Origin of the sequence: Pseudomonas sp. PDM10, from assembly GCF_014852295.1 — a bacterium.
Taxonomy (GTDB): Bacteria; Pseudomonadota; Gammaproteobacteria; order Pseudomonadales; family Pseudomonadaceae; genus Aquipseudomonas.
In genome coordinates, this window is sequence record NZ_JACVBJ010000003.1 from 159,502 (window position 1) to 185,354 (window position 25,853).

General features: G+C 58.8%; 26 protein-coding genes. 12 read left to right on the forward strand and 14 right to left on the reverse strand.

The window, feature by feature from the left end; all coding sequences use genetic code 11:
• Genes IB252_RS11835 through folE2 form a run of 5 tightly spaced genes read right to left on the reverse strand, consistent with a single transcriptional unit; the run spans nt 1 to nt 3,872 of the window.
• Nucleotides 1-561: a DapH/DapD/GlmU-related protein gene (locus IB252_RS11835; RefSeq protein WP_046044954.1), complete on the reverse strand. Its 561-nt coding sequence runs from the start codon at nt 559-561 to the stop codon at nt 1-3.
• Complete coding sequence (locus IB252_RS11840; RefSeq protein ID WP_192408788.1) at nt 558-1,433, reverse strand: metal ABC transporter substrate-binding protein; 876 nt, start codon at nt 1,431-1,433, stop codon at nt 558-560. The genes IB252_RS11835 and IB252_RS11840 overlap by 4 nt, the downstream gene beginning before the upstream one ends.
• 11 nt (nt 1,434-1,444) lie before the next feature.
• Nucleotides 1,445-2,311 carry a metal ABC transporter permease gene (locus tag IB252_RS11845; RefSeq protein ID WP_192408790.1) on the reverse strand — a complete coding sequence of 289 codons (867 nt, stop codon included), beginning with the start codon at nt 2,309-2,311 and terminating at the stop codon, nt 1,445-1,447.
• A complete protein-coding gene (locus IB252_RS11850) occupies nt 2,311-2,979 on the reverse strand; it encodes a metal ABC transporter ATP-binding protein (RefSeq protein ID WP_192408792.1) in 669 nt (222 codons plus the stop codon). Before IB252_RS11850 ends, IB252_RS11845 begins: the two co-directional genes overlap by 1 nt.
• Complete coding sequence (folE2, locus tag IB252_RS11855) at nt 2,976-3,872, reverse strand: GTP cyclohydrolase FolE2 (RefSeq protein WP_192408794.1); 897 nt, start codon at nt 3,870-3,872, stop codon at nt 2,976-2,978. The genes IB252_RS11850 and folE2 overlap by 4 nt, the downstream gene beginning before the upstream one ends.
• 86 nt (nt 3,873-3,958) lie before the next feature.
• Between folE2 and IB252_RS11860 the strand changes: the two genes are divergently transcribed.
• Nucleotides 3,959-4,126, forward strand: a complete 168-nt coding sequence (locus IB252_RS11860; RefSeq protein ID WP_192408796.1) for a hypothetical protein — start codon at nt 3,959-3,961, stop codon at nt 4,124-4,126.
• 176 nt (nt 4,127-4,302) lie between these two features.
• Entirely contained in the window at nt 4,303-4,770 is a 468-nt protein-coding gene (locus tag IB252_RS11865) for a hypothetical protein (protein WP_192408798.1), read from the forward strand.
• A 50-nt stretch (nt 4,771-4,820) separates the two neighbouring features.
• On the opposite strand, the gene IB252_RS11870 is transcribed toward IB252_RS11865, so the two are convergent.
• Complete coding sequence (locus IB252_RS11870; protein ID WP_192408800.1) at nt 4,821-5,198, reverse strand: glutamine synthetase; 378 nt, start codon at nt 5,196-5,198, stop codon at nt 4,821-4,823.
• A 143-nt stretch (nt 5,199-5,341) separates the two neighbouring features.
• On the opposite strand from IB252_RS11870, the gene zigA reads away from it, so the two are divergent.
• Together zigA and IB252_RS11880 are read left to right on the forward strand one after the other, a co-directional pair.
• Nucleotides 5,342-6,550, forward strand: coding sequence for a zinc metallochaperone GTPase ZigA (gene zigA, locus IB252_RS11875; RefSeq protein ID WP_192408802.1), 1,209 nt, complete (start codon nt 5,342-5,344; stop codon nt 6,548-6,550).
• On the forward strand, nt 6,550-7,200 hold the full coding sequence (locus IB252_RS11880) for a DUF1826 domain-containing protein (RefSeq protein WP_192408804.1): 651 nt from the start codon (nt 6,550-6,552) through the stop codon (nt 7,198-7,200). Before zigA ends, IB252_RS11880 begins: the two co-directional genes overlap by 1 nt.
• A gap of 4 nt (nt 7,201-7,204) precedes the next feature.
• Here IB252_RS11880 and IB252_RS11885 read toward each other — a convergent pair whose 3' ends face one another.
• On the reverse strand, nt 7,205-7,561 hold the full coding sequence (locus IB252_RS11885) for a hypothetical protein (RefSeq protein ID WP_008156668.1): 357 nt from the start codon (nt 7,559-7,561) through the stop codon (nt 7,205-7,207).
• 26 nt (nt 7,562-7,587) lie between these two features.
• On the opposite strand from IB252_RS11885, the gene IB252_RS11890 reads away from it, so the two are divergent.
• A complete protein-coding gene (locus IB252_RS11890; RefSeq protein WP_192408806.1) occupies nt 7,588-8,559 on the forward strand; it encodes a CobW family GTP-binding protein in 972 nt (323 codons plus the stop codon).
• A gap of 1 nt (nt 8,560) precedes the next feature.
• Here the strand turns inward: IB252_RS11890 and IB252_RS11895 are convergent, their stop codons facing one another.
• On the reverse strand, nt 8,561-8,974 hold the full coding sequence (locus IB252_RS11895; RefSeq protein WP_111448211.1) for a DUF3301 domain-containing protein: 414 nt from the start codon (nt 8,972-8,974) through the stop codon (nt 8,561-8,563).
• Between the two features lie 120 nt (nt 8,975-9,094).
• On the opposite strand from IB252_RS11895, the gene pdxY reads away from it, so the two are divergent.
• The gene (gene pdxY / locus IB252_RS11900) at nt 9,095-9,967 is read left to right on the forward strand and encodes a pyridoxal kinase PdxY (RefSeq protein ID WP_134098355.1); all 873 of its coding nucleotides are present in this window, start codon (nt 9,095-9,097) and stop codon (nt 9,965-9,967) included.
• A gap of 91 nt (nt 9,968-10,058) precedes the next feature.
• Here the strand turns inward: pdxY and IB252_RS11905 are convergent, their stop codons facing one another.
• Nucleotides 10,059-10,541 carry an acyl-CoA thioesterase gene (locus IB252_RS11905; protein ID WP_008156660.1) on the reverse strand — a complete coding sequence of 161 codons (483 nt, stop codon included), beginning with the start codon at nt 10,539-10,541 and terminating at the stop codon, nt 10,059-10,061.
• A 250-nt stretch (nt 10,542-10,791) separates the two neighbouring features.
• Between IB252_RS11905 and IB252_RS11910 the strand changes: the two genes are divergently transcribed.
• Complete coding sequence (locus IB252_RS11910) at nt 10,792-12,555, forward strand: cation:proton antiporter (RefSeq protein ID WP_192408808.1); 1,764 nt, start codon at nt 10,792-10,794, stop codon at nt 12,553-12,555.
• 21 nt (nt 12,556-12,576) lie between these two features.
• Here IB252_RS11910 and IB252_RS11915 read toward each other — a convergent pair whose 3' ends face one another.
• The 4 genes from IB252_RS11915 to uvrD form a co-directional block, all read right to left on the reverse strand.
• Nucleotides 12,577-12,984: an SMI1/KNR4 family protein gene (locus IB252_RS11915; RefSeq protein ID WP_008156656.1), complete on the reverse strand. Its 408-nt coding sequence runs from the start codon at nt 12,982-12,984 to the stop codon at nt 12,577-12,579.
• A gap of 136 nt (nt 12,985-13,120) precedes the next feature.
• On the reverse strand, nt 13,121-13,993 hold the full coding sequence (locus IB252_RS11920; protein ID WP_111448213.1) for a Tim44 domain-containing protein: 873 nt from the start codon (nt 13,991-13,993) through the stop codon (nt 13,121-13,123).
• A 179-nt stretch (nt 13,994-14,172) separates the two neighbouring features.
• The gene (locus IB252_RS11925) at nt 14,173-14,613 is read right to left on the reverse strand and encodes an EamA family transporter (protein ID WP_192408809.1); all 441 of its coding nucleotides are present in this window, start codon (nt 14,611-14,613) and stop codon (nt 14,173-14,175) included.
• Between the two features lie 137 nt (nt 14,614-14,750).
• On the reverse strand, nt 14,751-16,934 hold the full coding sequence (gene uvrD, locus IB252_RS11930) for a DNA helicase II (RefSeq protein ID WP_056738578.1): 2,184 nt from the start codon (nt 16,932-16,934) through the stop codon (nt 14,751-14,753).
• Nucleotides 16,935-17,191: 257 nt separating this feature from the next.
• Here uvrD and IB252_RS11935 point away from each other — a divergent pair, with 257 nt between their 5' ends.
• From IB252_RS11935 to IB252_RS11945, 3 genes are all read left to right on the forward strand, one after another.
• The gene (locus IB252_RS11935) at nt 17,192-20,065 is read left to right on the forward strand and encodes an EAL domain-containing protein (RefSeq protein WP_192408812.1); all 2,874 of its coding nucleotides are present in this window, start codon (nt 17,192-17,194) and stop codon (nt 20,063-20,065) included.
• 135 nt (nt 20,066-20,200) lie between these two features.
• Nucleotides 20,201-21,067, forward strand: coding sequence for a transcriptional regulator HexR (hexR, locus tag IB252_RS11940; protein ID WP_008156648.1), 867 nt, complete (start codon nt 20,201-20,203; stop codon nt 21,065-21,067).
• A 235-nt stretch (nt 21,068-21,302) separates the two neighbouring features.
• Nucleotides 21,303-21,512: a PA3496 family putative envelope integrity protein gene (locus IB252_RS11945; protein WP_008156646.1), complete on the forward strand. Its 210-nt coding sequence runs from the start codon at nt 21,303-21,305 to the stop codon at nt 21,510-21,512.
• Here IB252_RS11945 and IB252_RS11950 read toward each other — a convergent pair.
• Nucleotides 21,454-22,416 carry a LysR family transcriptional regulator gene (locus IB252_RS11950; RefSeq protein ID WP_008007793.1) on the reverse strand — a complete coding sequence of 321 codons (963 nt, stop codon included), beginning with the start codon at nt 22,414-22,416 and terminating at the stop codon, nt 21,454-21,456. The two genes, IB252_RS11945 and IB252_RS11950, sit on opposite strands and share 59 nt — an antisense overlap.
• A 190-nt stretch (nt 22,417-22,606) precedes the next feature.
• On the opposite strand from IB252_RS11950, the gene IB252_RS11955 reads away from it, so the two are divergent.
• The gene (locus IB252_RS11955; protein WP_046030798.1) at nt 22,607-24,022 is read left to right on the forward strand and encodes an acetyl-CoA carboxylase biotin carboxylase subunit; all 1,416 of its coding nucleotides are present in this window, start codon (nt 22,607-22,609) and stop codon (nt 24,020-24,022) included.
• 11 nt (nt 24,023-24,033) lie between these two features.
• Nucleotides 24,034-25,842 (forward strand): sodium-extruding oxaloacetate decarboxylase subunit alpha, encoded by a 1,809-nt coding sequence (gene oadA / locus IB252_RS11960; protein WP_192408814.1) that lies wholly within the window; start codon nt 24,034-24,036, stop codon nt 25,840-25,842.
• The last annotated feature ends 11 nt before the right edge of the window (nt 25,843-25,853 follow it).

Genomic DNA, 25,853 nt, shown 5'->3' on the forward strand with positions numbered 1-25,853 from the left:
TCAGAACTCGTTCTGCAGGGCTTTGTAGCCGCGCACCAGGTCGACGTTGGTGCGCGCCACGTCTTCGGAAAACTCCGAGGCGCTGACGCTCACCGGTGGGAACTGCGACAGATCAGTTTTCGGGCCGATGCGGGTGGTGGAGGGCACATAGAAGTCTTCAGGCAGGTCGCGACCGTCGACTACCGAGTTGTGGCGCACCACGCAGCCGTCACCGACGACGCAGTTGAACAGCACGCTGTTGAACCCGATGAACACCCGATCGCCAACCTTGCATGGACCATGAACGATCGAGCGGTGGGCGATGGAACTGAACTCGCCGATGGTCACTGCCGCCCCGGACTTGGAGTGGATCACCACGCCATCCTGGATGTTCGAGTTGGCGCCGATGGTGATCGGCTCCATCTCGCCCGAGGCATCCACTTCGTCGGCCCGAATCACCGCGTAAGGACCGACGAAGACGTTCTCGCCGATCACCACTTTGCCGCAGATGATGGCGGTTTTATCCACGTAGGCAGACTCCGCTATCACCGGCAAATCACCGGAAGGATTCTTGCGGATCATGGCTTGCTCAACGCGTTGTACAGGGTGTTGAGGTTGTACTCGAACAACCCGACAAAGGTGCTGGCCGGCCCGTTAGCCGCAAGGGCATCGGAGTACAACGTGCCACCGATGTGCGCGCCGCTTTCATCGGCAATCTGCTTGAGCAGACGTGCATCCTTGATGTTTTCCATGAACACCGCTTTGACCTTGGCCTGGCGAATCTGGGTGATCAATGCAGCGACTTCGGCGGCTGACGGTTCGCGTTCAGTGGACAGACCTTGAGGCGCCATGAAGTCGATACCGTAAGCCTGACCGAGGTAACCGAAGGCGTCATGGGACGTCACGATTTTGCGATTGCCCGGTGGCAGCGAACCGAGTTTTGCCTTGGCTTCGGCGAGCAGCGCGTAGATCTGTTTCAGGTAGGCCTGGCTGTTGCGTTCGTAGTCGGCTTTGTTTGTCGGGTCGGCGGCGATCAGCGCCTTGGTGATGTTGCTGATGTACAGCTCAGCGTTCGCCAGATTGTGCCAAGCGTGCGGGTCGGGAATGGTCTCGCCATCTTCATCCAGGGAGCGCGGGATAACACCGTGGCTCGCGCTGATCACTGGCGCTTTGGTCTCGGTGCTGGTCACCAGGCGGTCCAGCCATGGCTCGAAACCCAAGCCGTTTTTGATGATTAGTTTGGCTTTGAGCAACGCCTTGGCGTCGTCCGGGGTCGGCTCGTACGTGTGAGCATCGGCGTCCGGGCCGACCATGTTGGTGATCTGGATATGGTCGCCGCCGACTTGATGGGTCATGTCGGCGAGGATGCTGAAACTGGTGACTACCTGAAGTTTTTCCGCAGCAGACAGCGACATCGACAGCAGCAAACTGAACAGCACGAGTAAAGCGCGCATCGGGTAACACCTCATTGGGATGTGAGCAAAGGCGGGCGGCGCAGCAAACCGTGCACCGGTCCGAACACCACGGACAGCAGATACAAACCGCCAGCCACCAGCACGATCGCCGGGCCACTGGGCAGCGAGTAGTAGAACGACAGCAACAGTCCGAGCCACACGGAGAGGCAGCCGAGCAGGGCGGCGATGGCTATCAACACGGGCAAGCGACGACTCCAGAAGCGCGACGCGGCGGCGGGCAGCATCATCAAACCGACCACCATCAGCGCACCGATGGCTTGAAAACCGATCACCAGATTCAGCACCACCAGGGTCAGAAATACGCCGTGAGCCAACGGGCCGAGTCGGCTGACGGTTTGCAAAAAGAGTGGGTCGAGGGTGTCCAGCAACAGCGGTTTATAGATGAAGGCCATGGCGATCAGGCTGAGTGCCGAGACCCACACCATGCCGGTCAACGTCGGGCCATCGACGGCCAGCGCCGAACCAAACAACAGGTGCAACAGGTCCAGACGTTTGCCGGCGATGCCGAGGATCAGCACACCGCAGGCAAGGGAAATCGGGTAGATCGCGGCGAGGCTGGCGTCTTCTCGCAGGCCGGTGCGACGGGTGATCCAGGCGGCGAGTCCGGCCATGCCGAGACCGGCACCGAGGCCGCCGACGGTCAGCGCCGGCAGACTCAATCCGGCGAACCAGAAGCCCAATGCGGCCCCCGGCAGAATGCCGTGAGCCACCGCGTCGCCGATCAGGCTCATGCGTCGCAGGATCAAAAACACGCCCAACGGTGCGGTGCTGCATGCCAGAACCAATCCACCCAGCAGCGCTCGGCGCATGAACACGAACTCGTGGAACGGTTGCCAAAGATGAGCGGCTGCGAGCATCAGGCCACCCGCGTATGGGGTTGTTGGTGGATCAGATCGACGCTCGATCCGAGGACGCAACCGGTACTTTTGATCAGCAACGTTTGAGGAATGTGTTGGCGAACTGCGGCTAGGTCATGGCACACGATCAGCTGGGTTCGGCCTTCCGCATGCCAGGCGTGAATGTGTTTCCAGAGCAGTGCCTGACCGAGTTCGTCTAGGGCGGCGTGGGGTTCGTCGAGCAATAGCAATGGTGCGTCGGCGAGGCTCAAACGGGCGAGCAGGGCACGCTGTAATTCGCCGCCGGACAAGGCCATCAACGGGCGCTGTTCCAGTCCGCTCAGGCACCAGTTTTCCAGCACGGCTTTGAGGCGCTGTCTGCGTGTTTCGGGAGACTGCGTGCTACCCCAGAAACCGGCGGCCACTAACTCTTGCAGGCTAATGGGGAATTGGCGATCCAGGTGTTGTTGCTGGGGCAGGAACGAGAGGCTGCCCTTGCGTGGAACATCCAGGATGACTTTGCCCATTAGCGGTTTTTGCAAACCCGCGATAACTTTCAGCAGGCTGCTTTTGCCCGAGCCATTGGCACCGATGACGGCGGTCAGACTTCCTTTGGCCAGTTCGAAATCCACGTCGGGAGTCAGTGGCTGGCCGGGTGCACCCCAACGCAAGGCTTGGCAATGAATCATGCGGCCTCCCAATTCCAGCGGCTTTCGGCGACCGCATCGTGTGCGTGGAGGCTTTCCGCGTGGACGACTCGTATGTGGAAGGCGTTGACGCCGGGGGAGCGTTTCAGGGCCAGGTTCAAACGTCGTGCGGCGTCTTCGCAGAACATCAGGTTCTGACCGTTGGCCAGCGCGAAGGCTTGTTCGTCGGCGCGTTTTACGGCGGTTTGTACGGCGGTGCCGAGGGCCGCTTCGGCGTCGTTGATGATCGCGATCAGCGGCAAGTCATCCAGATAGTCGTCCAGTCGAAGCCGCAATTGCGCAGTGCTCCGTTGGCTGTGAGGCGTTGCGACGATGCCTTTTGTCGAGCCGAGCCAAGTCAACACATCGGCGTGTTGCAGTGGCTTGTTGGCGAAGTCATCGACGAATTGCTGCTGAATCAGTTGCCGGGAAAGCGCGGCGGAGCACGGACAAGTCGAGGAATAAGGCACGTCGATTTTTAGTTCCACGTGGAACATCGCGTTTTTCAAACGTGCTTCGATGCTCACTGGATAGGTTTTCCAGCCGGCCAATGGACTGACCAGCGCCGGTCTTTTGAGCAGTAAATCGGTGTGGATTTTTAAGTACGCGCTGGTGGACAGTCCTTCATGAGTATCGAGAAAACTTTGCAAAACTCGCCGCAACAAGGCGGGTGTCAGGTTTTCTTGCTCGAGCATTTCCAGCGCCAAGTACAGACGCGACATGTGAATCCCGCGCGCCTCGCCATCATCGAGGCTAACGCCGGCGTCGGCCTTTGCACTCAATCGTTGGCCATCGAACAAAACAGGAAGAGCAACGCCGCACATGCCCACCCAGTCGAGTGGCAAGGCTTGATGTGATGCCTTCGAGGCAATATCCGGCAGAGTCAGCGCATTCATGAGCAGGTCCGTCGTGGGAGTTGATTTCTAATGTTATGTTATTACATTGAATTCGACCACGCCTTTTTCATGAACAGGATTTCATTATGTGCAGACGTCACCGGTTAAACCTGATCCTGCCCAGCACGGTGACGGTCAGAGCCATCGACGGGTATTCCCTCTGCTGTCTATCAATAAGGCTCACTTTCAAGCGCGACATCGGCGTGATCGACTGCCGCTACGGCAGCAAAGGCCCGTTGAACTTTTCGAACTGATGGAAATAAATATTGTGGAACTAAAGACGGAATAATAAACCGATCAATCTATTTAAAATGGTCTAAAGACTGACGGGTTACCTGTCATATCTGACAGTAGACAGTTCTTCGGTGACGGGGCTTACTAATAGCGCGTAAATAAATTTAAACATTTATCCTAAGTGAAGGAGTTATTCATGCAAGTTGAAAAATATGTTGAGGATTTCGATTCACTCGAAACACGTAAGTATGTGACCGGAGAAGAGCTGGTTACCCCACATATGACATTCGCTACAACTTCATCGAGTAATAGTTTGGGGATGAGTATCGAAGACGTCCGTTCCGAAGGAGGCTTTAGCGGAAAAGGTCTGCATTCACACTCTGATGGTCATTTTGGACACGGAAGCTTGATAGTTATGTTCAGCCATCCAAGAATCAAACGTTTCGAGTTTTTGTTTCACGGATACAATGCCCATGGTTATGTTTGTCATTGTCGTGATCAAAGCGGATTGCTTATCGAGACATTGAAACTGCAAAGCGATGTAGCGCAAGTAGTCAAATATGACCGTGGGGAAGCAGGTTTTATATCTCGCCTCGAGATTGACTTTAGCTCTGATGGCCAATATATGGCGGTTGACCGTTTCATCATCGAGCAAGAACAGTAACTTGACAGTAAGAACTTGGGCGCGACGTTACGCAATTACTTTATGCAGGCTCAGCACCCTGTCATCCGGCTACATATGAACTTGCCGCTGCTACCACCGGAGCTGGAAAATCGATTGATCGTGGTCCAGCCGACGCGACGGTTGTAGCCGACCCAGGCCTCGCCATCGGATGCGATCCCAGTGAAAAACGTGAGTTGTCCGTAGCGACTGTTGGTCTGTGCCCAGTGGCGTTTACCGGCCGCTTCGAAGCCCCGCAGATAGATCGTGCTTCCGGCGGTGTTGACGCTGTAGGCGTTGCCGTCGCCATCCACGCAGGCCAGCAGATTGGCGCTTCGGGTGCATTCGGCCAGGCTCGGGCTTTGCGCCCTGACGCCGACAGCGACCAGCAGTGAAACGCTCATCAGCGCCATTTTAAGGGCGACACGCATAGGATTTCTCACTGAGCGAATGGGCTTGAGCATCGTGCCCTTGGTCATCTTGGGCAAGAGGAGAGTGGCTTGACTGTGTTGTTATACTATAACATCAAGTAAAGCCCGACACTGCGACCGGGCATCTCTGTGAGGAATACCCGATGCCCAATCGTCTCCCCGTAACCGTTCTGTCGGGCTTTCTCGGCGCTGGCAAAAGTACGCTGCTCAACTACGTGCTACGTAATCGCGACAACCTGCGCGTCGCCGTGATCGTCAATGATATGAGCGAAATCAACATCGATGGCAGTGAAGTCCAGCGCGATGTCACCCTGAATCGTGCCGAAGAAAAACTCGTGGAAATGAGCAATGGCTGTATCTGCTGCACCTTGCGCGAAGACTTGTTGGAAGAGGTGAGCAAACTCGCCAAGGAAGGTCGCTTTGATTATTTATTGATCGAATCCACCGGCATTTCAGAGCCACTGCCCGTGGCGGAAACCTTCACCTTCCGCGATGAAGAAGGGCAGAGCCTGGCCGACATCGCCCGGCTCGACACCATGGTCACCGTGGTCGATGGCATGAACTTCCTGCTCGACTATCAGGCTGCCGAAAGCCTCGCTTCCCGTGGTGAAACCTTGGGTGAAGAGGACGAACGCTCGATCACTGATTTGTTGATCGAGCAGATCGAATTCGCCGACGTGATTCTGATCAGCAAGATTGACTTGATCAGCAGCCGCGAACGCCAGGAGCTGATCGCGATCCTCGAACGGCTCAATGCCCAGGCCGAAATCATTCCGATGGTGATGGGCGAAGTGCCGCTCAAGAAAATCCTCAATACCGGTCGTTTCGACTTCGAAAAGGCCGCTCAGGCGCCGGGCTGGCTACAGGAATTGCGTGGCGAACACGTGCCCGAAACCGAGGAATACGGCATCGCCTCGGCAGCTTATCGAGCACGCCGACCGTTTCATCCGCAGCGTTTTTTCAGCTTCATCGACCGCCCGTGGGTGAACGGCAAACTACTGCGCTCCAAGGGCTTCTTCTGGCTGGCCAGCAAGCACATGGACGCCGGTAGCTGGTCCCAGGCCGGCGGATTGATGCGCCATGGTTTCGCCGGGCGCTGGTGGCGTTTCGTGCCGAAAACCCAGTGGCCGCAGGACGAAGAAAGCACCGCCGGGATCATGGAAAACTGGACCGCAACCACTGGCGATTGCCGCCAGGAACTGGTGTTCATCGGCCAGCACATCGACTTCACGCAACTCACCCATGAACTCGACAATTGCCTGCTGACCGACGATGAAATGGCGTTAGGCGTCGAGGGCTGGCGATCGCTGCCAGATCCATTTGGCCCGTGGCATGAAGAGGCGGCAGCCTGATGTTGGCACCCAGTCTGAAACTGCGGCCGATCATTTATCAAGTTCAAGGTGAGACGCCGCGAGCGCTGACCCGAGTACTGGATGACGGTGTAAACCTCGCCGTTTGGCAGCGCCAACTGCCGGCGCACATCGCTGATTTCGGGCGTTTGCTGCTGTCCCTGAACGAGCCGTTGGCCGAGTCGTTGGTCCTGGAATTGCCCAGTGATGATACCGAACCCAATCTTCGCGGATTGGCCTCAGGTTTCAGCGATCTCGAAGGTTACGAAGGTTTAATCGCCGACGTCTCCTGGCTGGTCAGTGCTTTCGCCTGTTTGCTGGGCGCCAAGCGTGTCGGCCTGCGCCTGCGGGTCCTCGACAAGGCCATGTGCCCGCGTTTCCACGTCGATCACGTGCCGGTGCGGCTGATCACCACGTATTGCGGGATCGGCAGCCAGTGGCTGAAGGAAGGTGCGATGGATCGCCGACAACTGGGTAAAGCCGAAGTCGAACCCCAGGACAATGCGCTGATCCAGCAGATCGCCTGCGGCGAAGTCGCGTTGCTCAAAGGCGAGAAATGGCATGGCAACGAAGGCTTTGGCCTGATTCATCGGTCGCCGCAGCTTGCGCCCGGTGAGCGGCGGCTGATCCTGACGCTCGACTGGCTCAGCTAGCGGCTCACGGCTTGAGCCAGGTTCCCTGGCTCTGGGCTTCACAAAACGGCTTCAAATACGCCGCATCCGTGGCTACGCCGTAATAGTGAATATCCTGCCGGTAAGGCATATTGGCGACTTGGGCGTTGCTGCACACGCCGAACGCGCCGGTGGGGCATTGATCGACGTACTGCACCTCGACTTTCTGGCCGGGAAGATTCGGCTGGCAGAACCCATCGGCGAACAGCTTTTCCGGGATGTTGCGGTTCTGCTGGCAGACTTTCACGTCGAGTCGCGCAGCCGTGCTATGTACCACGCAGGCTTGAGCCAGCGCCTCACCTGAAGTGAGCGCCAGGAGCAACGACAATCCCATCAACCGCATCCTTACCTCCTCAGAAACTTTCGACCATGTTGCAGAACATTCCCACTCACATCATTGCTGGCCCTTTGGGTGCCGGCAAGACCAGCCTGATCAAGCACCTGTTGGCGCAGCGGCCGGCGAATGAGCGTTGGGCAGTGTTAATCAACGAATTCGGTCAGATCGGCCTCGACGCTGCATTGCTGACCCAGGACGCCGATGGTATCGCACTGGGTGAAGTGGCCGGGGGCTGTTTGTGTTGCGTCAATGGTGCGCCGTTTCAGATTGGCCTCGGGCGTTTGCTACGCAAGGCGCGGCCGGATCGGCTGTTTATCGAGCCCTCCGGGCTGGGGCATCCGGCGCAATTGTTCAGGCAATTGAGTGAGGCGCCGTGGCAAGGCGTGTTGGCTGTTCAACCCTGCGTACTGGTGCTGGACGCCCAGGCACTTGCTGCCGGCAAACCGCTGCCGGTGGCGCAACAGGAAGCGCTGAACAGCGCCGGGTTGTTGTTGATGAATAAAGCCGAAAATCTCGACGACGCTGATCGCCAGCGAATCGCTGCACAGTTGCCGACGCGTCCGTTGTACTGGACGCAGCAAGCTGCGTTGCCATTGAGTGAGTTACCAGGGCTTGGGATTCAGGCTGTAGCGGGTGTGGATAACTTCGTTGCACCCAAAGGATTGGCACAGCTGCCGGCCATCTGGACCGACCCTGCGCTGCCAATTTGCTTGAGTCAGGAGCAGGAGGGCGGCTGGAGCGTTGGGTGGCGCTGGCATCCGAGTCAGACTTTCGATGCGACGCTCGTTGGTCGTTGGCTTGAAAGCCTTGCCTGGCGGCGGGCGAAACTGGTTATCCACAGCGTCGACGGTTGGGTTTCGGTGAATGCGCTGGAAAACTCGGTGCTGGACTGGCAGCCCAGCGAATGGCGCCGTGATTCGCGCATCGAGCTGATTTTCAGTGAGCCGCAGGAAGTTGATTCATTACAAAGAGATCTAGCCGACTGCCGGTCGAGCCCGATTTAAATCACGGGCGCCATTTAGTGTGTTCTTGCCGCCACTGACTCATCTCGATCACCTCGGCGCGCGGTTTCACGACATCGGTCACCGCAGGTGTGTCGTCGAACGGCATCGGGTAGGGCTCCAGCTCAATCTGCGCACTGTGGGCACCAAACTGGGTGATGGTGCCGTTGTGACGGCTTTCACCGGTCACGGTGAATTCGAAGTTATACACACGGGCGAGGCGCCGCCGGCCGTTTGCGTCTTTAATGAATGCGATCTTCTTCAAGGCCACATTGCCGTCCAGCAGCTCGATTCCGAGCTTGGCGCAATGCAGCTTGACCCGCTCCAGCGCGCGCTCGCGCAAGCCATGGTTGTGCCATAACCACGCGCCACCGGTGGCAAGCAGCATCAGGACGAAGATATTTCCAAGGGTCAGCATCAACACATTGCTCCAACAAGATAGTGTCAGCTTAACTGCGTCGCCGGTCTGTCGTACAGGCTGTGTTTAGTCGCATACTGCGCGGCTTGAATTTCAATCGTTTGACGGAAAACCCACCGCATGAAACGTACGCCCCATCTGCTCGCCATCCAGTCCCACGTGGTGTTCGGCCACGCTGGCAACAGCGCCGCGGTTTTCCCGATGCAGCGGGTCGGGGTGAATGTATGGCCGCTCAATACCGTGCAGTTCTCCAACCACACCCAGTACGGCCAATGGGCCGGTGAGGTGCTGGCGCCGCATCAGATTCCCGACCTGGTCGAAGGCATCGCGGCGATTGGCGAACTGGGCAACTGCGACGCCGTGCTGTCTGGCTATCTCGGCAGTGCTGCCCAGGGCCGGGCGATCCTGACGGGGGTGGCGCGGATCAAGTCGATGAATCCCAAGGCACTGTATCTGTGTGACCCGGTGATGGGCCATCCTGAAAAGGGTTGCAGCGTGCCCGCGGAAGTCAGCGATTTCCTGCTGGAGGAGGCGGCTGCGGTGGCGGACTTCATGTGTCCGAACCAGCTGGAGCTGGACAGCTTTTCGGGGCGCAAGCCGCAATCGTTGTTCGATTGCCTGGCCATGGCGCGAGCGCTGCTGGCGCGTGGTCCGAAGGCTGTGCTGGTCAAGCATCTGGACTATCCGGGTAAACCGGCGGATGTTTTCGAGATGTTGCTGGTGACGGCCGAAGACAGCTGGCATTTGCGCCGTCCGCTGCTGGCGTTTCCGCGTCAGCCGGTGGGCGTCGGCGACCTGACCTCCGGACTGTTTCTGGCTCGCGTACTGTTGGGCGATAGCCTGGTGGCGGCTTTCGAATTCGCCGCGTCGGCGGTACATGAAGTGCTGCTGGAAACCCAGGCTTGCTCCAGCTATGAGCTGGAACTGGTACGGGCTCAGGACCGGATCGCCCATCCGCGGGTGCGGTTTGAGGCGGCACCGATCAGCCTTTAAAGCTTCGCGGGCAAGCCTCGCTCCTACAGGTACGGTGAGAAATCTGTAGGAGCGAGGCTTGCCCGCGAATGCGATCTAACGACAAAACATGTCAGGCATCGCCCTTGATGTCCTGATAGCGCTTTTCCAGTTCCTGACGAATCTGCCGACGTTGCTGGGCCTGCATGAAGCGGCGTTTGTCTTCGCTGTTCTGCGGTTGCAGAGGCGGGACAACAGCCGGTTTGCGGTCGTCATCCACTGCGACCATGGTGAAGAAGCAGCTGTTGGTGTGGCGCACCGAGCGCTCGCGGATGTTCTCGGTCACTACCTTGATGCCCACCTCCATGGAGGTGTTGCCGGTGTAATTGACCGAGGCCAGAAAGGTCACCAGTTCGCCGACATGAATCGGCTCGCGGAAAATCACCTGATCCACCGACAGGGTCACCACGTAGCGGCCGGCATAACGGCTGGCGCACGCGTAGGCCACTTCGTCGAGGTATTTGAGCAAGGTACCGCCGTGGACATTGCCAGAGAAGTTGGCCATGTCGGGGGTCATCAATACCGTCATCGACAGTTGTGCGTTTCCGGGTTCCATAGCGTTCTCACGGTTCAAGGCAGAATTTCGGAAGGGCGGCACCTCTGCGGGGGCCTTGTCAGCTTTTCAAACCAACAGTTATCGGGACGCCGGGCGGGTGGCTGCCGTCACGCCTGGAGCGATCTGTTTCCATATATTGCACCGCCTTTCTGCCAGAAGTCGCGGTGATACCCTTCAAAAGCCCCTTCTCAAGGGTAATTCCCACGCGGAAAGTGGATTTTTCACCTTGCTCGAATAGGAGCCCCACACCATGCACGCCATCAGTTTCATTCAGGATCTGGCAGTGATCATGTTGATCGCGGGTGTGGTGACCGTGCTGTTTCATCGCTTCAAACAACCGGTGGTGCTCGGCTACATCGTCGCTGGCTTCATCATCGGCCCGCACACCCCGCCGTTCAGCCTGATCCACGATGAAGACACCATCAAAACCCTCGCCGAACTCGGGGTGATTTTCCTGATGTTCTGCCTGGGCCTGGAGTTCAGCCTGCGCAAGCTGTTCAAGGTCGGCGCCACAGCGTTCATTGCGGCGTTCCTGGAAATCGTGCTGATGATCTGGATCGGCTACGAGATCGGTCGCTGGTTCGACTGGAACACCATGGACTCGCTGTTTCTTGGCGCGATCCTGGCGATTTCCTCGACCACCATCATCGTCAAGGCGCTCAACGACCTGAAGATGAAGAACGAGCGCTTCGCGCAGCTGATTTTCGGCGTGCTGATCGTTGAAGACATCCTTGGCATCGGCATCATCGCCTTGCTGTCGAGCATCGCAGTCAGCGGCACGGTCAGTTCCGGCGAAGTGTTTTCAACGGTCGGCAAGCTCTCGCTGTTCATGGTTGTCGCACTGGTCATAGGCATCCTGCTGGTGCCGCGATTGCTGGCTTACGTGGCGAAGTTCGAAAGCAATGAAATGCTGCTGATCACGGTGTTAGGCCTGTGTTTCGGCTTCTGTTTGCTGGTGGTAAAACTTGAGTACAGCATGGTGCTCGGTGCCTTCCTGATTGGCGCGATCATGGCTGAATCCCGGCAACTGCTGAAAATCGAGCGTTTGATCGAACCGGTTCGCGACCTGTTCAGTGCGATCTTCTTTGTCGCCATTGGGCTGATGCTCGATCCGATGATCCTGCTGCAGTACGCGTGGCCGATTGCAGTGATTACCGTGGCCGTGGTGCTGGGCAAGATGTTTTCTTGCGGTCTTGGCGCCTTTATCGCTGGCAATGATGGACGTACCTCACTTCGAGTCGGGATGGGGCTTTCGCAGATTGGCGAATTTTCTTTCATCATCGCCGCGTTGGGCATGACGTTGCAGGTCACCAGCAACTTCCTCTACCCGGTCGCGGTTGCCGTCTCGGTGATCACCACGTTGCTGACGCCCTACCTGATTCGCGCGGCTGATCCGCTGTCGATCAAGCTTGCCGCGGTGATGCCGAAGCGACTGGGCAGGGTATTGGGGATGTACGGCGAATGGCTGCGCAGCATCCAGCCTCAGGGCGAGGGCGCGCTGCTGGCGTCGATGATTCGGCGGATTCTGTTGCAGGTGGGGGTCAATCTGGCGCTGGTGATTGCGATCTTCTTCTCGGGTGCTTTTTTCGCCGAGCGCATGTCCGCTTACCTGCAAGACTGGATCAGCGACCCGAGCTGGCAGAAAGCGTTGATTTGGGGCGGGGCGTTGCTGTTGTCGCTGCCGTTCCTGATCGCCGCCTATCGCAAGCTCAAGGCGCTCTCGATGCTGTTGGCGGAGATGGGCGTGAAGCCGGAGATGGCCGGCCGCCACACGCAGCGAGTGCGTCGGGTGATCGCCGAAGTGATCCCGATCCTCTCGCTGCTGGTGATTTTTCTGCTGCTGGCAGCCTTGTCGGCCAGTATTCTGCCGACCAACAAGTTGCTGGTGCTGATCGTTGTCGTCGCGGCCGCTGTAGCGGCGCTGCTCTGGCGCTGGTTCATCCGCGTGCACACGCGGATGCAGGTGGCGTTGCTCGAAACACTGGACAACCACAAGGATTCGTCCGGGCATTAACCCTGTAGCGCGTCAGGCGTCTCAGCTTTCCAGCCAGACGTCCCGCGCCCAGTGCCATACCGATTCCCAGGTTTCTTCGGCGATCAGCTCTTCTTCGGCCAACCACAGCACCACGGTGCCGTCTTCTTCGACCAGGTAGTAGTTGTCACCGTCCTGGCAGATCGGAATCATGCTGCGATCAACACCCGCATCCCAGGCGTTGGCGGCAACGTCTGGCAGGTAGGTGTGGGATTGCGGGTCGGTGACGGTCACCGGCTCCAGGCTGCCGTAGACGACGTCGCTGACGGTCAGCAAAAACTCTCTGAAGACAAACGGAATGTCGATGAACAGCTGTTCTTCGATTTCCACCAATTGATCTTCGTCGGGCAACTCCAAGGGGACCGGTACCGGTTCGTTGGCTTCACGCAGTTGTTCGATGATTTCTTCCACGTCCGGGATCCTCTTGCTTGATGGCGCGGTTTAGTTGGGGCGGTTTATACAGTAGCTCGCTATAGATGTAACCGTGAAATAGAAAAACCCCGGCCAGGCCGGGGTTTTCGTTACAGCATGCTTAATGCAGGAGGGATCAGCCGTTCTGGCGGATACCGGCGACCAGCCAAGGCTGGTTCTCGCCCTGCGGACGCTCCATGTTCCAGCTTTCGCTGAACACTTCGCCCTGGTCGAAACGCGAGGTCTTCGACACACCGGTGAAGGTCAGGGTGGCGATGGTCTTGTCGGCACGGTCATCCACGCCGTCCAGTTGAACATTGAGGTTATCAATGTAGGTGGACTGGAAACCGTCACCCAGATCGGCACGTTCGCGCTTGAGGAACTCCAGCAGTTGCGGGGTCACGAACTCGGCGATCTTGTCCATTTCGTTGGCGTCCCAGTGCTGCTGCAGGGACTGGAAGTGGTTGCGGGCCGCTTCAATGAAGTTCTTTTCATTGAACCAGGCCGGAGCGTTGATCACCGGACGAGCGGCAACCGGTGCTGCCGAGCCGCCGAAGACCGAACCCATGGCCGTTGGCTTCTGCTCGAACACTTCACGCTGCATCGGTGCGCCAGCTGGAGCCATGTGCTCCTGCTGCTTGCGACGACGAGCGGCGATGAAACGGAAGATCAGGAAGGCGATGACGGCCATGATCAGGATGTCGAAGATCTGCATGCCCTGGAAGCCGCCGCCCATGAACATGGAGGCCAGCAGGCCACCGGCCGCGATGCCGGCCAGAGGGCCGAGCCAGCGCGAAGCACCGCCGGCTTTGGCGGCAGCGCCAGCGGCACCGGCCGCGCCCGCAGTGGCGGCAGCACCACCTGCGGCAGAAGAAGGCGCCATTTGGCTGGTCTGGTGAGTCGGCGCAGCGCCGGAACTCTTACCGCCACCAAAGCGCTTGGCGTTGGCGTCGAGGCTCATCGTCAGGCCGATGCACAACGCCATGGCGATGCTAAGAAAACGTTTCATAAAGGGAATTCCCATTTGTGGATGGCACGCGCGCCATGTTGCACAGCTGAAGGGTTACTGGCTAGCGGCAGAGTGTTTCGGGCTTTTGCCTGACAGGTTGTGTTCAGCTTCAGTCAGCGCAATAAGGCCTGTTAACTTTGGTCTGTAGGGTAAGTGGATAAGTTCTGTAGGAAGGGTGCCTAGCGGCGCAGCGCCAGCATGATCACACCGGCTGTAATCAGGCCGATTCCACCCCATTGGCGCAGATCGAGTTTTTCGCCCAACAGGATCACGCCGAGCACCGCCACCAGTACCACGCTGAGCTTGTCCACCGGAGCGACCAGTGAGGCCGGCCCCAGTTTCAGTGCGCGGAAGTAGCAAATCCACGAGGCACCGGTGGCAAGTCCCGACAGCAGCAGGAACAGGTAGCTCCTGGCAGAGATCGATCCTAATGACTGATATTGGCCCGTGGCGTACAAAATCAAGGCCAGACTGACCAAAACCACCACGGTGCGCAGTAGGGTGGCGAAGTCGGAGTTGACGTTTTCGATGCCAATTTTCGCGAAGATCGCGGTCATGGCAGCAAATGCCGCTGACAACAGGGCCCAGAATGTCCAGGAAGAAAAGAAGCCTGAGCCCATGCATATTCCTCTGCGTAGATCGTTTCCCATGCTCTGCGTGTTAACGCCGCCATGGACGCTCTGCGTCCACTGTGACGCGGAGCGTCACGGGATGCATACCCACGCAGAGCGTGGGAACGATCAATCACTGGTGGGCTTTAAATCGCTTCCAGCTTTGCGTAACCCAACATCAGCCACTTGCTGCCTTCGCTGAAGTTCACCTGCACCCGAGCCTGGGCCCCGGCACCTTCGAAGTTCAGGATCACACCGTCGCCAAACACCGAATGCCGTACGGCCTGGCCGAGGCTGAACCCGGTATCCGGGATCTCGCTACCGCCAAACAGGCTGCTGGAGCTCTGCTGCTGGCCACCGCCGAACGGACGGCTGACGCTGTTGGACAGCCGCACTTCCTGGATCAGGCCTTTCGGCACTTCACGTACGAAACGCGACACCTTGTTGTAAGTCTCGCTGCCGTACAGGCGTCGGGTTTCAGCGTAGGTCATCACCAGGTTCTGCATGGCCCGGGTGATACCGACGTAGGCCAAACGGCGCTCCTCTTCAAGACGACCCGGTTCTTCAAGGCTCATCTTGTGGGGGAACAGGCCTTCTTCCATGCCCACCAGGAACACGTAAGGGAATTCCAGACCCTTGGCGCTGTGCAGCGTCATCAACTGAATGCTGTCTTCGTGCTCGTCGGCCTGAGTATCCCCGGCCTCCAGGGACGCGTGACCGAGGAACGCAGCCAATGGCGTCAGGTCTTCATCTTCTTCAGCGTTTTCGAAGTTGCGCGCGGCGCTGACCAGTTCCTCAAGGTTTTCTACCCGGGCCTGGCCTTTCTCGCCTTTTTCCGCTTCGTGATAGGCGATCAGCCCGGACTGCTCGATGACGGTCTGGGTCATCAGATGCAGCGGCATTTCCATGCACTTGGCGGCGAGGTTCTCTATCAGCTCGATGAATGCGCCCAGCGCGCCGGCCGCACGGCCGGTCAGGCCTTTGTTAGCCACCAGCAGGCGCATGGCTTCCCACATCGACACATCGCTGTGACGGGCATGGTCGCGGATCGCTTCAACGGTTTTCTCTCCGATGCCCCGGGCCGGAACGTTGATCACCCGCTCCAGCGCTGCATCGTTGCCGCGACCTTCCAGCAAGCGCAGGTAGGCCATGGCGTTTTTGATTTCTGCCCGTTCGAAGAAGCGCTGACCGCCATAGATGCGGTACGGAATGCGCTCACGCAGCAAGGCTTCTTCCAAAACGCGTGATTGGGCGTTGGAGCGGTACAAAATCGCGATATCGCTGCGAGCCAAGCCGGTTTTCAGCGCGCTTTCGATGGTTTCCACCACGTAGCGTGCTTCATCGTGTTCGTTGAACGCGGCGTACAGGTTGATCGCTTCGCCTTCGCCGCCGTCGGTCCACAGCTCTTTGCCCATGCGTCCCGTGTTGTTGGCGATCAGGGCGTTGGCTGCTTTAAGGATGCCGGCGGTGGAGCGGTAGTTCTGCTCCAGACGAATGGTTTCGGCATCTGGAAAATCGTCGGAATACTGATAAATGTTTTCGATTTTCGCGCCGCGCCAGCCATAGATCGACTGATCGTCGTCGCCAACCACCATCAGACTGTCGCCACCCTTGGCCAGCAGTCGCAACCAGGCGTACTGCACGGCGTTGGTGTCCTGGAACTCGTCCACCAAAATGTGCCGGAAGCGCTTCTGATAGTGCGCCAGCAGGCCCGGATGATCGCGCCACAAGTCGAGGGCGCGTAGCAGCAGTTCGGAGAAGTCGATCACGCCAGCGCGCAGGCACGCAGCCTCATAGGCTTCATAAATGCTGCGCATGGTCGCCAGAAACAGATCACCGCTGGCTTGAATGTGTTGCGGACGCAGACCTTCGTCTTTCTGCCCGTTGATGAACCATTGGGCCTGGCGGGCCGGCCAGCGTTGCTCGTCCAGGCCCAGCTCGCGGATCACCCGCTTGACCAGTCGTTGCTGGTCGTCGCTGTCGAGAATCTGGAACGTCTGGCTCAGACCGGCTTCCTGCCAGTGCGCCCGCAATAAGCGGTGCGCCAGGCCGTGGAAGGTGCCGACCCACATGCCGGCCGGGTTGATACCCATCAGTTGCTCGATGCGATGACGCATCTCGGCAGCGGCCTTATTGGTGAAGGTCACCGACAGGATGGAGTGGGGCGAGGCGTTTTCGACCTGGATCAACCAGGCGATACGGTGCACCAGCACTCGGGTTTTACCGGAACCAGCACCGGCCAGGACCAACTGACGACCCACGCGGGCAGCTACGGCCTGGCGTTGGGCATCGTTGAGGGAGTTCAGCAGAAGGGAGAGATCATCGCGCATCGGGGCATTCTAGGGGGCGGCGTCACACCGGGCAAACCCTGCATTGTTTTAGCCGATGAAAGATAGGTGCAGGACGACCGGTCAGTCACTGGCTGCAAGCGTTGGCGGGGCTCGCTTGGCTGCTTTTACACGGGGCCAGGCAGTCGATACTTTGGTCTATTTATGATCTGGGGCAGTTTGGTCCGGGCATTTGCTTGTGTATGCTCCGTCGACGTTTCGGGCGCATGCTCACCATTATAAGAACAAGAACATTGCCTATGACCCTCAGCACCGACCTGTCGGGCCCCGTCGTGGAGCCCCGGGTTATCCGCAAACAGTACGCCATGGAAATGGCGGTCGAACGCACGCGTCTGCTTTATCAGGGCTCGTTGCTGCCCACGTTATTCATGTTGATCAACGGTCTGGTCTGCGCTGGCTTGCTTTGGAGCCCGCAGCGTTACTTCCTGGTCAGCGTCTGGCTGGTGTGGCTGTTGTCGCTGGTGGCGTTGCGGGTGATTCAAGTCGCGGCCTTCGATTCAGCGATACCCAACCGTCAGGCCCATCCGATCTGGCGCCGCATGTTTTTGCTGGGTTCGGCCATGACCGGCCTGACCCTGGCCGGCGCTGGCATTGCGCTGGTACCCGCCGATAACTTCATGCAACAAGCCTGGGTGTTCGGCCTGATCGGCGCTGCAGCGCTTTCGGCCAGTGTTGCCTACGCGGTCAGCCTGCCGGCATTCCTGTCCTTTACCTTGCCCTGTCTGTTGCCGGCCATCGGCTATCTGTTCTGGGGCGGCGATGAACAAGATCAGGGATGGGGCTGGTTCGGTCTGATTTTGTTGGGCGCGTTGAGTGTGGTTGCCTGGCAGGTCAATCGACTCATCGATAGCGGGTTGTTGCGGCGCTTCCAGAATCAGGCACTGATCGAGCACTTGCAGCAGGCTCAAAACAGCAGCGATCAGCTCAATCAAAAGCTGGCCAAGGAAATCGACCAGCGCCGTCGTGCCGAAGACGAGTTGCGGCAAATTCAGATCGAGCTTGAAAGCCGTGTTGCCCAGCGCAGCCTGGAGCTGGACGCTGCCAATCAGGCCCTGAGCAAGAGTGAAGCGCGTCTGGCGCTGGCGTTGAAGGCCAGTGAGCTCGGTCTATGGGACTGGAACCTGCAAACCGACGAAGTCCATCACACCCATCTTCAGGAGCTGTTCGGCCTGGAGCCAGAATTCGTGACGGCGATGCTTCGCCACCTCAAGCCACGCCTGCATCCCGATGACTTGCCTTCGCTCAAGCGCGCACTGGTCGAGCATTTGAAGGGCCGCAGCGAGGACTACCAAATTGAGTACCGCGTACGTCACGGCGATGGCCATTGGGTTTGGATCGAAGACCGTGGTCGAGCGGTTGAGCGCAGCGAAAATGGCCGGGTGATCCGCATGGTCGGCACCCGTCGCGACATCAGCGTCAGTAAAGCGCTGGAAGAGCAACGGCAACTGGCCGCAACGGTGTTCGAAGCCGCCAGTGAAGGCATCGTGATTTTCGATCCGAATTACGCGTTGATCGCGGTCAATCAGGCCTTCAGCCGAGTCACCGGCTATGACATTGAAGACATGATTGGACGCAACGTGGTCGAGTTGCCGTGCAGCCGCGATGCCCGCCGGCACTACGCTGCGATTCATCAGGCGCTGGAGCAGCACGGCAGTTGGCAGGGCGAGCTGGTAGAAACCCGCAAGAATGGCGAGCTGTATCCGCAATGGTTGCAACTGAACGCGGTGCGTGATGCTCGGGGAAATGTGAGCCATATCGTGGGCTTCTTCGCCGATCTATCGGCCCGGCGCGAATCTGAAGAACGCATGCGTTACCTGGCGCATTACGACGAATTGACAGGTCTGGCTAACCGTTCACTGTTCCGGGAACGGCTAAGTGAGGCTCATCAGCGGGTGCGCCAGGGCGGCTACCGCAGTCTGGCGTTGCTGCACATCAATCTGGATCGTTTCAAGCTGCTCAACGACAGCCTTGGCCATGAAATCGCCGACCAGCTCTTGCAGAAGATGGCTCGGCGGCTGGTCAACGCATTGCCTGAAGCCGACACCATCGCTCGCTTGTCCGGTGATGAGTTTGCCGTGTTGTTCAATGCCTACGGCAACCTGTCTAGCCTGGCGCGGGTGGCGACCCGACTGTCGACCAAGCTGCGCTTGCCGATCACTGTCGAGGGCCATGAGCTGGTGGTTAGCGCGTCCATGGGCATCAGTATGTTGCCGGACAACGCGCGAGAAATTTCCGCGCTGGTCCATCAGTCCAATATGGCCATGCAGCACGCCAAGCACTTGGGCGGAAATAACTTCCAGTTCTACACCGACAGCCTGCAAGCCAGCACGCTGGAGCGCTTGCAGCTGGAAAATCAACTGCGTAAGGCGATCGAAGAGAAACAGTTGATGGTGTTTTATCAACCGAAACTGTGCCTCGCCACGGGTCGGTTGAATGCCGCCGAAGCGCTGGTGCGCTGGGATCACCCGACCATGGGCCGTGTGCCGCCAGGGGACTTCATCGGCCTGGCCGAGGAAACCGGGTTGATCGGCCCGATCGGCGAGTTCGTGTTGCGTCAGGCCTGCTGGCAAGCCTGTGAGTGGCAGCGTCAGGGGCTTGCGCCGATTCGGGTGTCGGTCAATCTGTCGGTGCATCAATTACGTCAGGGCAAACTGGTCAGCCTGGTGCGTCAGGTGCTGGAAGAAACCGGTCTGGCGCCGCACTACCTTGAGCTGGAGCTCACCGAAAGTCAGTTGCTGGACAGCGTCGAGCACATCATCGCGACCTTCCAGCAATTGCGTGATTTGGGGGTGAAGTTGGCGATTGATGACTTCGGCACCGGGTATTCGTCCCTGAGCTACCTCAAGCGCATCCCTGTGGATTACGTGAAGATCGATCAGGCGTTTATCCGCGGTCTGGGGGAGGGTAGCGAGGATGCGGCGATCACCCGGGCAATCATTGCCATGGCGCACGGCTTGTCACTGAAAGTGGTGGCTGAAGGGGTGGAGCGGACAGAGCAGTTGGAGTTTTTGAAAGCCGAGCACTGCGATGAAGTGCAGGGCTATTTGATTAGCCGTCCTGTCGAGGCCGATGGCCTGGCGGCACTGTTGCGTGCGGACGAGAAACACTTGTAAGGGCTACATGGAGCGCATGTGGCGTGAAATGGGGACATCGAGTTACGCATTGAGCAGGCAAAAAGCCGATTCATGTAGTATAACTACAAGCGTGCTACATCCCCGGCACCTGCCAATAACAAAGAGTCCAGCCCTTTGAATCTGCTGCAACACATCGCCCAGTCACGCCACCTCTTACGCAAGTCGGAGCTCAAGGTCGCCGACCACGTGCTGCTTGATCCTGCGGCGGTGATGCACAGTTCCATGGCCGACCTGGCCCACAACGTGGGCATTAGCGAACCGACCATCGTGCGGTTCTGTCGCGCCATCGGTTGCTCTGGTTTCCAGGACTTGAAGCTGAAACTGGCACAGAGCCTGGCTGCCGGTGCGAGCTTCGGACAATTCGCGATTCATGAAGACGACTCGGTCGCTGACTACAGCCTGAAAATCTTCGACACCACCCTGCACACGCTGATGGAAGTTCGCGAGAAGCTTGATCCGGTGGAGTTGCAGCGTGCCGTGTCGCTCATGTCGCAGGCCCAGCGGGTCGAGTTTTATGGCTTTGGCGCGTCGGGTGCAGTGGCGGCCGATGCCCAGCACAAGTTCTTCCGCTTGTTGCTGACGGCGGCGGCGTATTCCGACCCGCACATGCAGGCGATGTCGGCGGTCACGTTGAAACCGACCGACGTGGCGATCTGTATTTCCCAGTCCGGGCGTTCCAAAGATTTGTTGATCACCGCCAATCTGGTGCGCGAAAGCGGCGCTTCGCTGATTACCTTGTGCCCGAGCCAGACACCGCTCGCCGAGCTGTCGACCGTCAACCTGGCGATCGATGTGCACGAAGACACCGAGATCTATACGCCGCTGACCTCGCGCATTGCCCACCTGGTGGTGATCGATGTGTTGGCGATGGGCGTGGCCATGGCGCGCGGGCCGAGCCTGGTCAATCACCTCAAGAGCGTCAAGCGCAGCCTGCGCAGCTTGCGGCTGTCACCCAAATCGGTAAAAGCGCTGGACGACTGATTCAAGACGACACCGACCCTGTGGTGAGGGGATTTATCCCCGTTCGGCTGCGGAGCAGTCGCAAAACTATCGGATGCGGCGTCGTGCTCACGGGTTTAGGGGCCGCTTCGCAGCCCAACGGGGATAAATCCCCTCGCCACAGAACAACGTTCATCTCTCTGTAACCCGCACGCCGCCAAACCGTCATCCCTCGCGCCTATCTTGAAACTCCCGTCATCGCCTTGGGAGACTCGAAATGGCCCAGCCCTACGAAGAACGCAACAGCGCCGTCAGAACCCGTCGTCAGCAGGAAGACCAGCGCCGCATGGAGTTTCGCCGCGCTATCGAAGATCGCTGCGAACGTCGCCAACTGCTGGCCGAGATTGGTGATTTCCCTGAGCTGGAGCTCAACTACTGGCAGGCGGCACCGGCAACTTCCCGTCGAAACGCTCAACCAGCGCGCTGATCTGCACCCGCTCGCTGCGAATAAACGCAAGGAACGCGTGCGCCACCGGTGACAGCCGTTTCGCCTTGGCTTGCACCAGGCACCAGCTGCGGTACAACGGCAGCTCTTCGACCGGCAACTCGATCAATCCGCCGGTCGCCAACTCAAGGTTCAGGGCGTGACGCGTCAACAGCGCCACGCCCAGACCCGCCAGCACACATTCACGCTGCGCTTCGGCTGACGAGACTTCCTGGGTCTGGTTGAAGTGCACGCGCTTCTCTTTGAAATATTCTTCGCAAGCCAGCCGCGTCCCGGAGCCGGATTCGCGCATCAGCAGTGTGTAGGGTTCAAGATCCTGCAAACGCAGCGGGCCCATGTGGCACAGCGGATGATCCGGTGGCGCCACGGCAACGATCGGGTTGTTGAGAAATGGCAAGAACTCCAGCCCCATGTCCTGCGGCACCATGGACATGATCACCAAGTCGTCGCGGTTGTCCGACAGTCGTCGAATGACCTGCCCGCGATTGACCACCGTCAGTTGCAGGTTCACTTCTGGATGTTGGCGCTTGAAGGCGGCAAACAGGTGCGGCACAAAGTATTTGGCGCTCGATTCCACCGCCAGTTTCAGCTGACCCTGCAACGATCCCTGCATGTCCGAAAGCTGCATGTCGAGGTTTTCCAGGCGTCCGAAAATGTCCCGGCTGGCGCGTTGAAGGGCTTCGGCTGCCTCGGTCATGTAGAGCTTTTTACCGACGTAATCGAACAAAGGCTGACCGATCAGCTCTTCAAGTTGACGAATCTGTAGGCTCACGGCAGGTTGTGTGAGAGACATTTCATCGGCTGCGCGGCTGTAGGACCTCAAATCACAGACTTCATTGAAGATCTGCAATTGGCGCAATGTCATACGCATCAAAGACTTACGCATTTTTTAGGTGCTCTCATCGCAGGCTGATGAGTCAACTATAAGTCTTTACTTATGCCTGACCCAATAATTAATCATTTTTGTTAATCCCTTGTGGGGGCTAGTGTGGGCCTGCGACTGAATTGAAACATTTGGTCACGCGTCGACCTGATCTAGCAGGTCGTGGGTACCACCGGCTCAAGGGAACCTCCAAGTGATAAAAAAGATCCTGATCGCCAACCGTGGTGAGATTGCCGTACGAATCGTGCGTGCCTGCGCCGAGATGGGCATTCGCTCGGTCGCGATCTATTCCGACGCCGACCGCCATGCGTTGCATGTGAAGCGTGCGGACGAGGCCCACAGCATCGGTGCCGAGCCACTGGCCGGCTACCTGAATGCGCGCAAGCTGGTGAATCTGGCGGTAGAAACCGGTTGCGATGCGCTGCACCCCGGCTACGGCTTCCTCTCGGAAAACGCTGAACTGGCAGATATCTGCGCCGAGCGCGGCATCAAGTTCATCGGTCCATCGGCTGAAGTGATTCGCCGCATGGGCGATAAGACTGAAGCCCGTCGCAGCATGATCAAGGCTGGCGTACCCGTCACTCCGGGGACCGAAGGCAACGTCGCGGATATCGCAGAAGCGTTGGTCGAAGGCGACCGCATCGGTTATCCGGTGATGCTCAAGGCGACTTCCGGTGGCGGTGGCCGTGGTATCCGCCGCTGCGACAGCCGAGAAGAACTTGAACAAGCATTTCCGCGAGTCATTTCCGAAGCCACCAAGGCTTTCGGTTCGGCGGAAGTGTTCCTGGAAAAATGCATCGTCAATCCGAAACACATCGAAGCGCAGATCCTCGGCGACAGCTTTGGCAACGTGGTGCACCTGTTCGAGCGTGACTGCTCGATCCAGCGTCGCAACCAGAAGCTCATCGAGATCGCCCCGAGCCCGCAACTGACCCCGGAACAGCGCGCCTACATCGGCGACCTGTCGGTGCGCGCAGCCAAGGCCGTGGGTTATGAGAACGCCGGCACCGTGGAGTTCCTGCTCGCCGAGGGCGAGGTGTACTTCATGGAGATGAATACCCGGGTGCAGGTGGAACACACCATCACCGAAGAAATCACCGGCATCGACATCGTTCGCGAGCAGATTCGCATCGCCTCCGGTCTGCCGCTTTCGGTGAAACAGGAAGACATCCAGCACCGCGGTTTCGCGCTGCAATTCCGGATCAACGCCGAAGACCCGAAGAACAACTTCCTGCCGAGTTTCGGCAAGATCACCCGTTACTACGCACCCGGCGGCCCCGGCGTGCGCACCGACACGGCGATCTACACCGGTTACACCATTCCGCCGTTCTACGACTCCATGTGCCTGAAACTGGTGGTGTGGGCGCTGACCTGGGAAGAGGCGATGGACCGTGGCTTGCGCGCCCTCGACGACATGCGTCTGCAAGGGGTCAAGACCACCGCCGCGTACTACCAGGAAATCCTGCGTAACCCGGAATTCCGTAGCGGCCAGTTCAACACCAGCTTCGTTGAAAGCCACCCTGAACTGACCAACTACTCGATCAAGCGCAAACCCGAAGAGCTGGCCCTGGCCATCGCCGCCGCCATCGCCGCCCACGCAGGCCTGTGAGGAAAAGAACAATGAGCAAGAAAATCTACGTTACCGACACAATCCTGCGCGACGCTCACCAATCGCTGCTCGCGACCCGCATGCGCACTGAAGACATGCTGCCGATCTGCGACAAGCTCGACAAAGTCGGCTACTGGTCGCTGGAAGTCTGGGGCGGCGCGACCTTCGACGCTTGCGTACGCTTCCTCAAGGAAGACCCGTGGGAGCGTCTGCGCCAACTGCGCGCGGCCTTGCCTAACACTCGCCTGCAAATGCTTCTGCGTGGCCAGAACCTGCTGGGCTACCGCCACTACAGCGACGACGTGGTCAAAGCCTTCGTCGCCAAGGCTGCGGTCAATGGTATCGACGTGTTCCGCATCTTCGATGCGATGAACGACGTACGTAACCTGCGAGTCGCCATCGAAGCGGTGAAAGCCGCCGGCAAACACGCTCAAGGCACCATCGCTTACACCACCAGCCCGGTGCACACCATCGAGGCGTTCGTGGCGCAAGCCAAGCAAATGGAAGCCATGGGTTGCGACTCGGTGGCGATCAAGGACATGGCTGGCCTGCTGACTCCATACGCTACCGGCGAACTGGTCAAAGCATTGAAATCCGAGCAATCGCTGCCAGTGTTCATTCACTCGCACGACACCGCTGGTTTGGCCGCGATGTGCCAACTCAAGGCCATCGAAAACGGTGCGGACCACATCGATACCGCGATCTCCAGCTTCGCCTGGGGCACCAGCCACCCGGGCACCGAGTCGATGGTTGCCGCCCTTAAAGGCAGCGAGTTCGACACCGGACTGAATCTGGAGCTGCTGCAAGAGATCGGTCTGTACTTCTACGCCGTGCGCAAGAAATACCACCAGTTCGAAAGCGAGTTCACCGCCGTCGACACCCGCGTTCAAGTCAACCAGGTACCGGGCGGGATGATTTCCAACCTGGCCAACCAGTTGAAAGAGCAGGGCGCCCTGAACCGCATGAATGAAGTGCTGGCCGAAATCCCGCGCGTTCGTGAAGACCTCGGCTTCCCGCCGCTGGTCACACCGACCTCGCAGATCGTCGGCACCCAGGCGTTCTTCAACGTGCTGGCCGGCGAGCGCTACAAGACCATCACCAACGAAGTGAAACTTTACCTGCAAGGCGGCTATGGCAAGGCGCCGGGCACCGTGAACGAAAAACTGCGTCGCCAGGCCATCGGCAGCGAAGAAGTGATCGACGTGCGTCCGGCCGACCTGCTCAAGCCGGAAATGACCAAGCTGCGTGGCGAAATCGGCGCGGTGGCCAAGTCTGAAGAAGACGTGCTGACCTACGCCATGTTCCCGGACATCGGTCGCAAGTTCCTAGAAGAACGCGCCGCCGGCACCCTGACTCCAGAAGTGCTGCTGCCGATTCCTGAAGCAGGCGGTGTGACCTCGGCCGGTGGCGAAGGTGTGCCGACCGAGTTCGTCATCGATGTCCACGGCGAAACCTACCGCGTCGACATCACCGGTGTCGGCGTCAAGGCTGAAGGCAAGCGTCACTTCTACCTGTCTATCGACGGCATGCCGGAAGAAGTGGTGTTCGAACCGCTCAACGAATTCGTCAGCGGCGGCAGCAGCAAGCGCAAGCAAGCCACTGCACCGGGCCACGTCAGCACCACCATGCCGGGCAACATCGTCGACGTGCTGGTCAAGGAAGGCGATACCGTGAAAGCCGGCCAGGCCGTGCTGATCACCGAAGCGATGAAGATGGAAACCGAAGTCCAATCGGCCATCGCCGGCAAAGTCACCGCCATCCACGTGGCCAAGGGCGACCGGGTGAACCCGGGCGAAATCCTGATCGAGATCGAAGGCTGAGTTAACAGCCT

What these genes read in the sequence shown, in the direction of transcription:
- IB252_RS11835 (WP_046044954.1), bottom strand. Translation starts at nt 561, where the DNA reads ATGATCCGCAAGAATCCTTCCGGTGATTTGCCGGTGATAGCGGAGTCT.
- IB252_RS11840 (WP_192408788.1), bottom strand. Translation starts at nt 1,433, where the DNA reads ATGCGCGCTTTACTCGTGCTGTTCAGTTTGCTGCTGTCGATGTCGCTG.
- IB252_RS11845 (WP_192408790.1), bottom strand. Translation starts at nt 2,311, where the DNA reads ATGCTCGCAGCCGCTCATCTTTGGCAACCGTTCCACGAGTTCGTGTTC.
- IB252_RS11850 (WP_192408792.1), bottom strand. Translation starts at nt 2,979, where the DNA reads ATGATTCATTGCCAAGCCTTGCGTTGGGGTGCACCCGGCCAGCCACTG.
- folE2 (WP_192408794.1), bottom strand. Translation starts at nt 3,872, where the DNA reads ATGAATGCGCTGACTCTGCCGGATATTGCCTCGAAGGCATCACATCAA.
- IB252_RS11860 (WP_192408796.1), top strand. Translation starts at nt 3,959, where the DNA reads ATGTGCAGACGTCACCGGTTAAACCTGATCCTGCCCAGCACGGTGACG.
- IB252_RS11865 (WP_192408798.1), top strand. Translation starts at nt 4,303, where the DNA reads ATGCAAGTTGAAAAATATGTTGAGGATTTCGATTCACTCGAAACACGT.
- IB252_RS11870 (WP_192408800.1), bottom strand. Translation starts at nt 5,198, where the DNA reads ATGCGTGTCGCCCTTAAAATGGCGCTGATGAGCGTTTCACTGCTGGTC.
- zigA (WP_192408802.1), top strand. Translation starts at nt 5,342, where the DNA reads ATGCCCAATCGTCTCCCCGTAACCGTTCTGTCGGGCTTTCTCGGCGCT.
- IB252_RS11880 (WP_192408804.1), top strand. Translation starts at nt 6,550, where the DNA reads ATGTTGGCACCCAGTCTGAAACTGCGGCCGATCATTTATCAAGTTCAA.
- IB252_RS11885 (WP_008156668.1), bottom strand. Translation starts at nt 7,561, where the DNA reads ATGCGGTTGATGGGATTGTCGTTGCTCCTGGCGCTCACTTCAGGTGAG.
- IB252_RS11890 (WP_192408806.1), top strand. Translation starts at nt 7,588, where the DNA reads ATGTTGCAGAACATTCCCACTCACATCATTGCTGGCCCTTTGGGTGCC.
- IB252_RS11895 (WP_111448211.1), bottom strand. Translation starts at nt 8,974, where the DNA reads ATGCTGACCCTTGGAAATATCTTCGTCCTGATGCTGCTTGCCACCGGT.
- pdxY (WP_134098355.1), top strand. Translation starts at nt 9,095, where the DNA reads ATGAAACGTACGCCCCATCTGCTCGCCATCCAGTCCCACGTGGTGTTC.
- IB252_RS11905 (WP_008156660.1), bottom strand. Translation starts at nt 10,541, where the DNA reads ATGGAACCCGGAAACGCACAACTGTCGATGACGGTATTGATGACCCCC.
- IB252_RS11910 (WP_192408808.1), top strand. Translation starts at nt 10,792, where the DNA reads ATGCACGCCATCAGTTTCATTCAGGATCTGGCAGTGATCATGTTGATC.
- IB252_RS11920 (WP_111448213.1), bottom strand. Translation starts at nt 13,993, where the DNA reads ATGAAACGTTTTCTTAGCATCGCCATGGCGTTGTGCATCGGCCTGACG.
- IB252_RS11925 (WP_192408809.1), bottom strand. Translation starts at nt 14,613, where the DNA reads ATGGGCTCAGGCTTCTTTTCTTCCTGGACATTCTGGGCCCTGTTGTCA.
- uvrD (WP_056738578.1), bottom strand. Translation starts at nt 16,934, where the DNA reads ATGCGCGATGATCTCTCCCTTCTGCTGAACTCCCTCAACGATGCCCAA.
- IB252_RS11935 (WP_192408812.1), top strand. Translation starts at nt 17,192, where the DNA reads ATGACCCTCAGCACCGACCTGTCGGGCCCCGTCGTGGAGCCCCGGGTT.
- IB252_RS11945 (WP_008156646.1), top strand. Translation starts at nt 21,303, where the DNA reads ATGGCCCAGCCCTACGAAGAACGCAACAGCGCCGTCAGAACCCGTCGT.
- IB252_RS11950 (WP_008007793.1), bottom strand. Translation starts at nt 22,416, where the DNA reads ATGCGTAAGTCTTTGATGCGTATGACATTGCGCCAATTGCAGATCTTC.
- oadA (WP_192408814.1), top strand. Translation starts at nt 24,034, where the DNA reads ATGAGCAAGAAAATCTACGTTACCGACACAATCCTGCGCGACGCTCAC.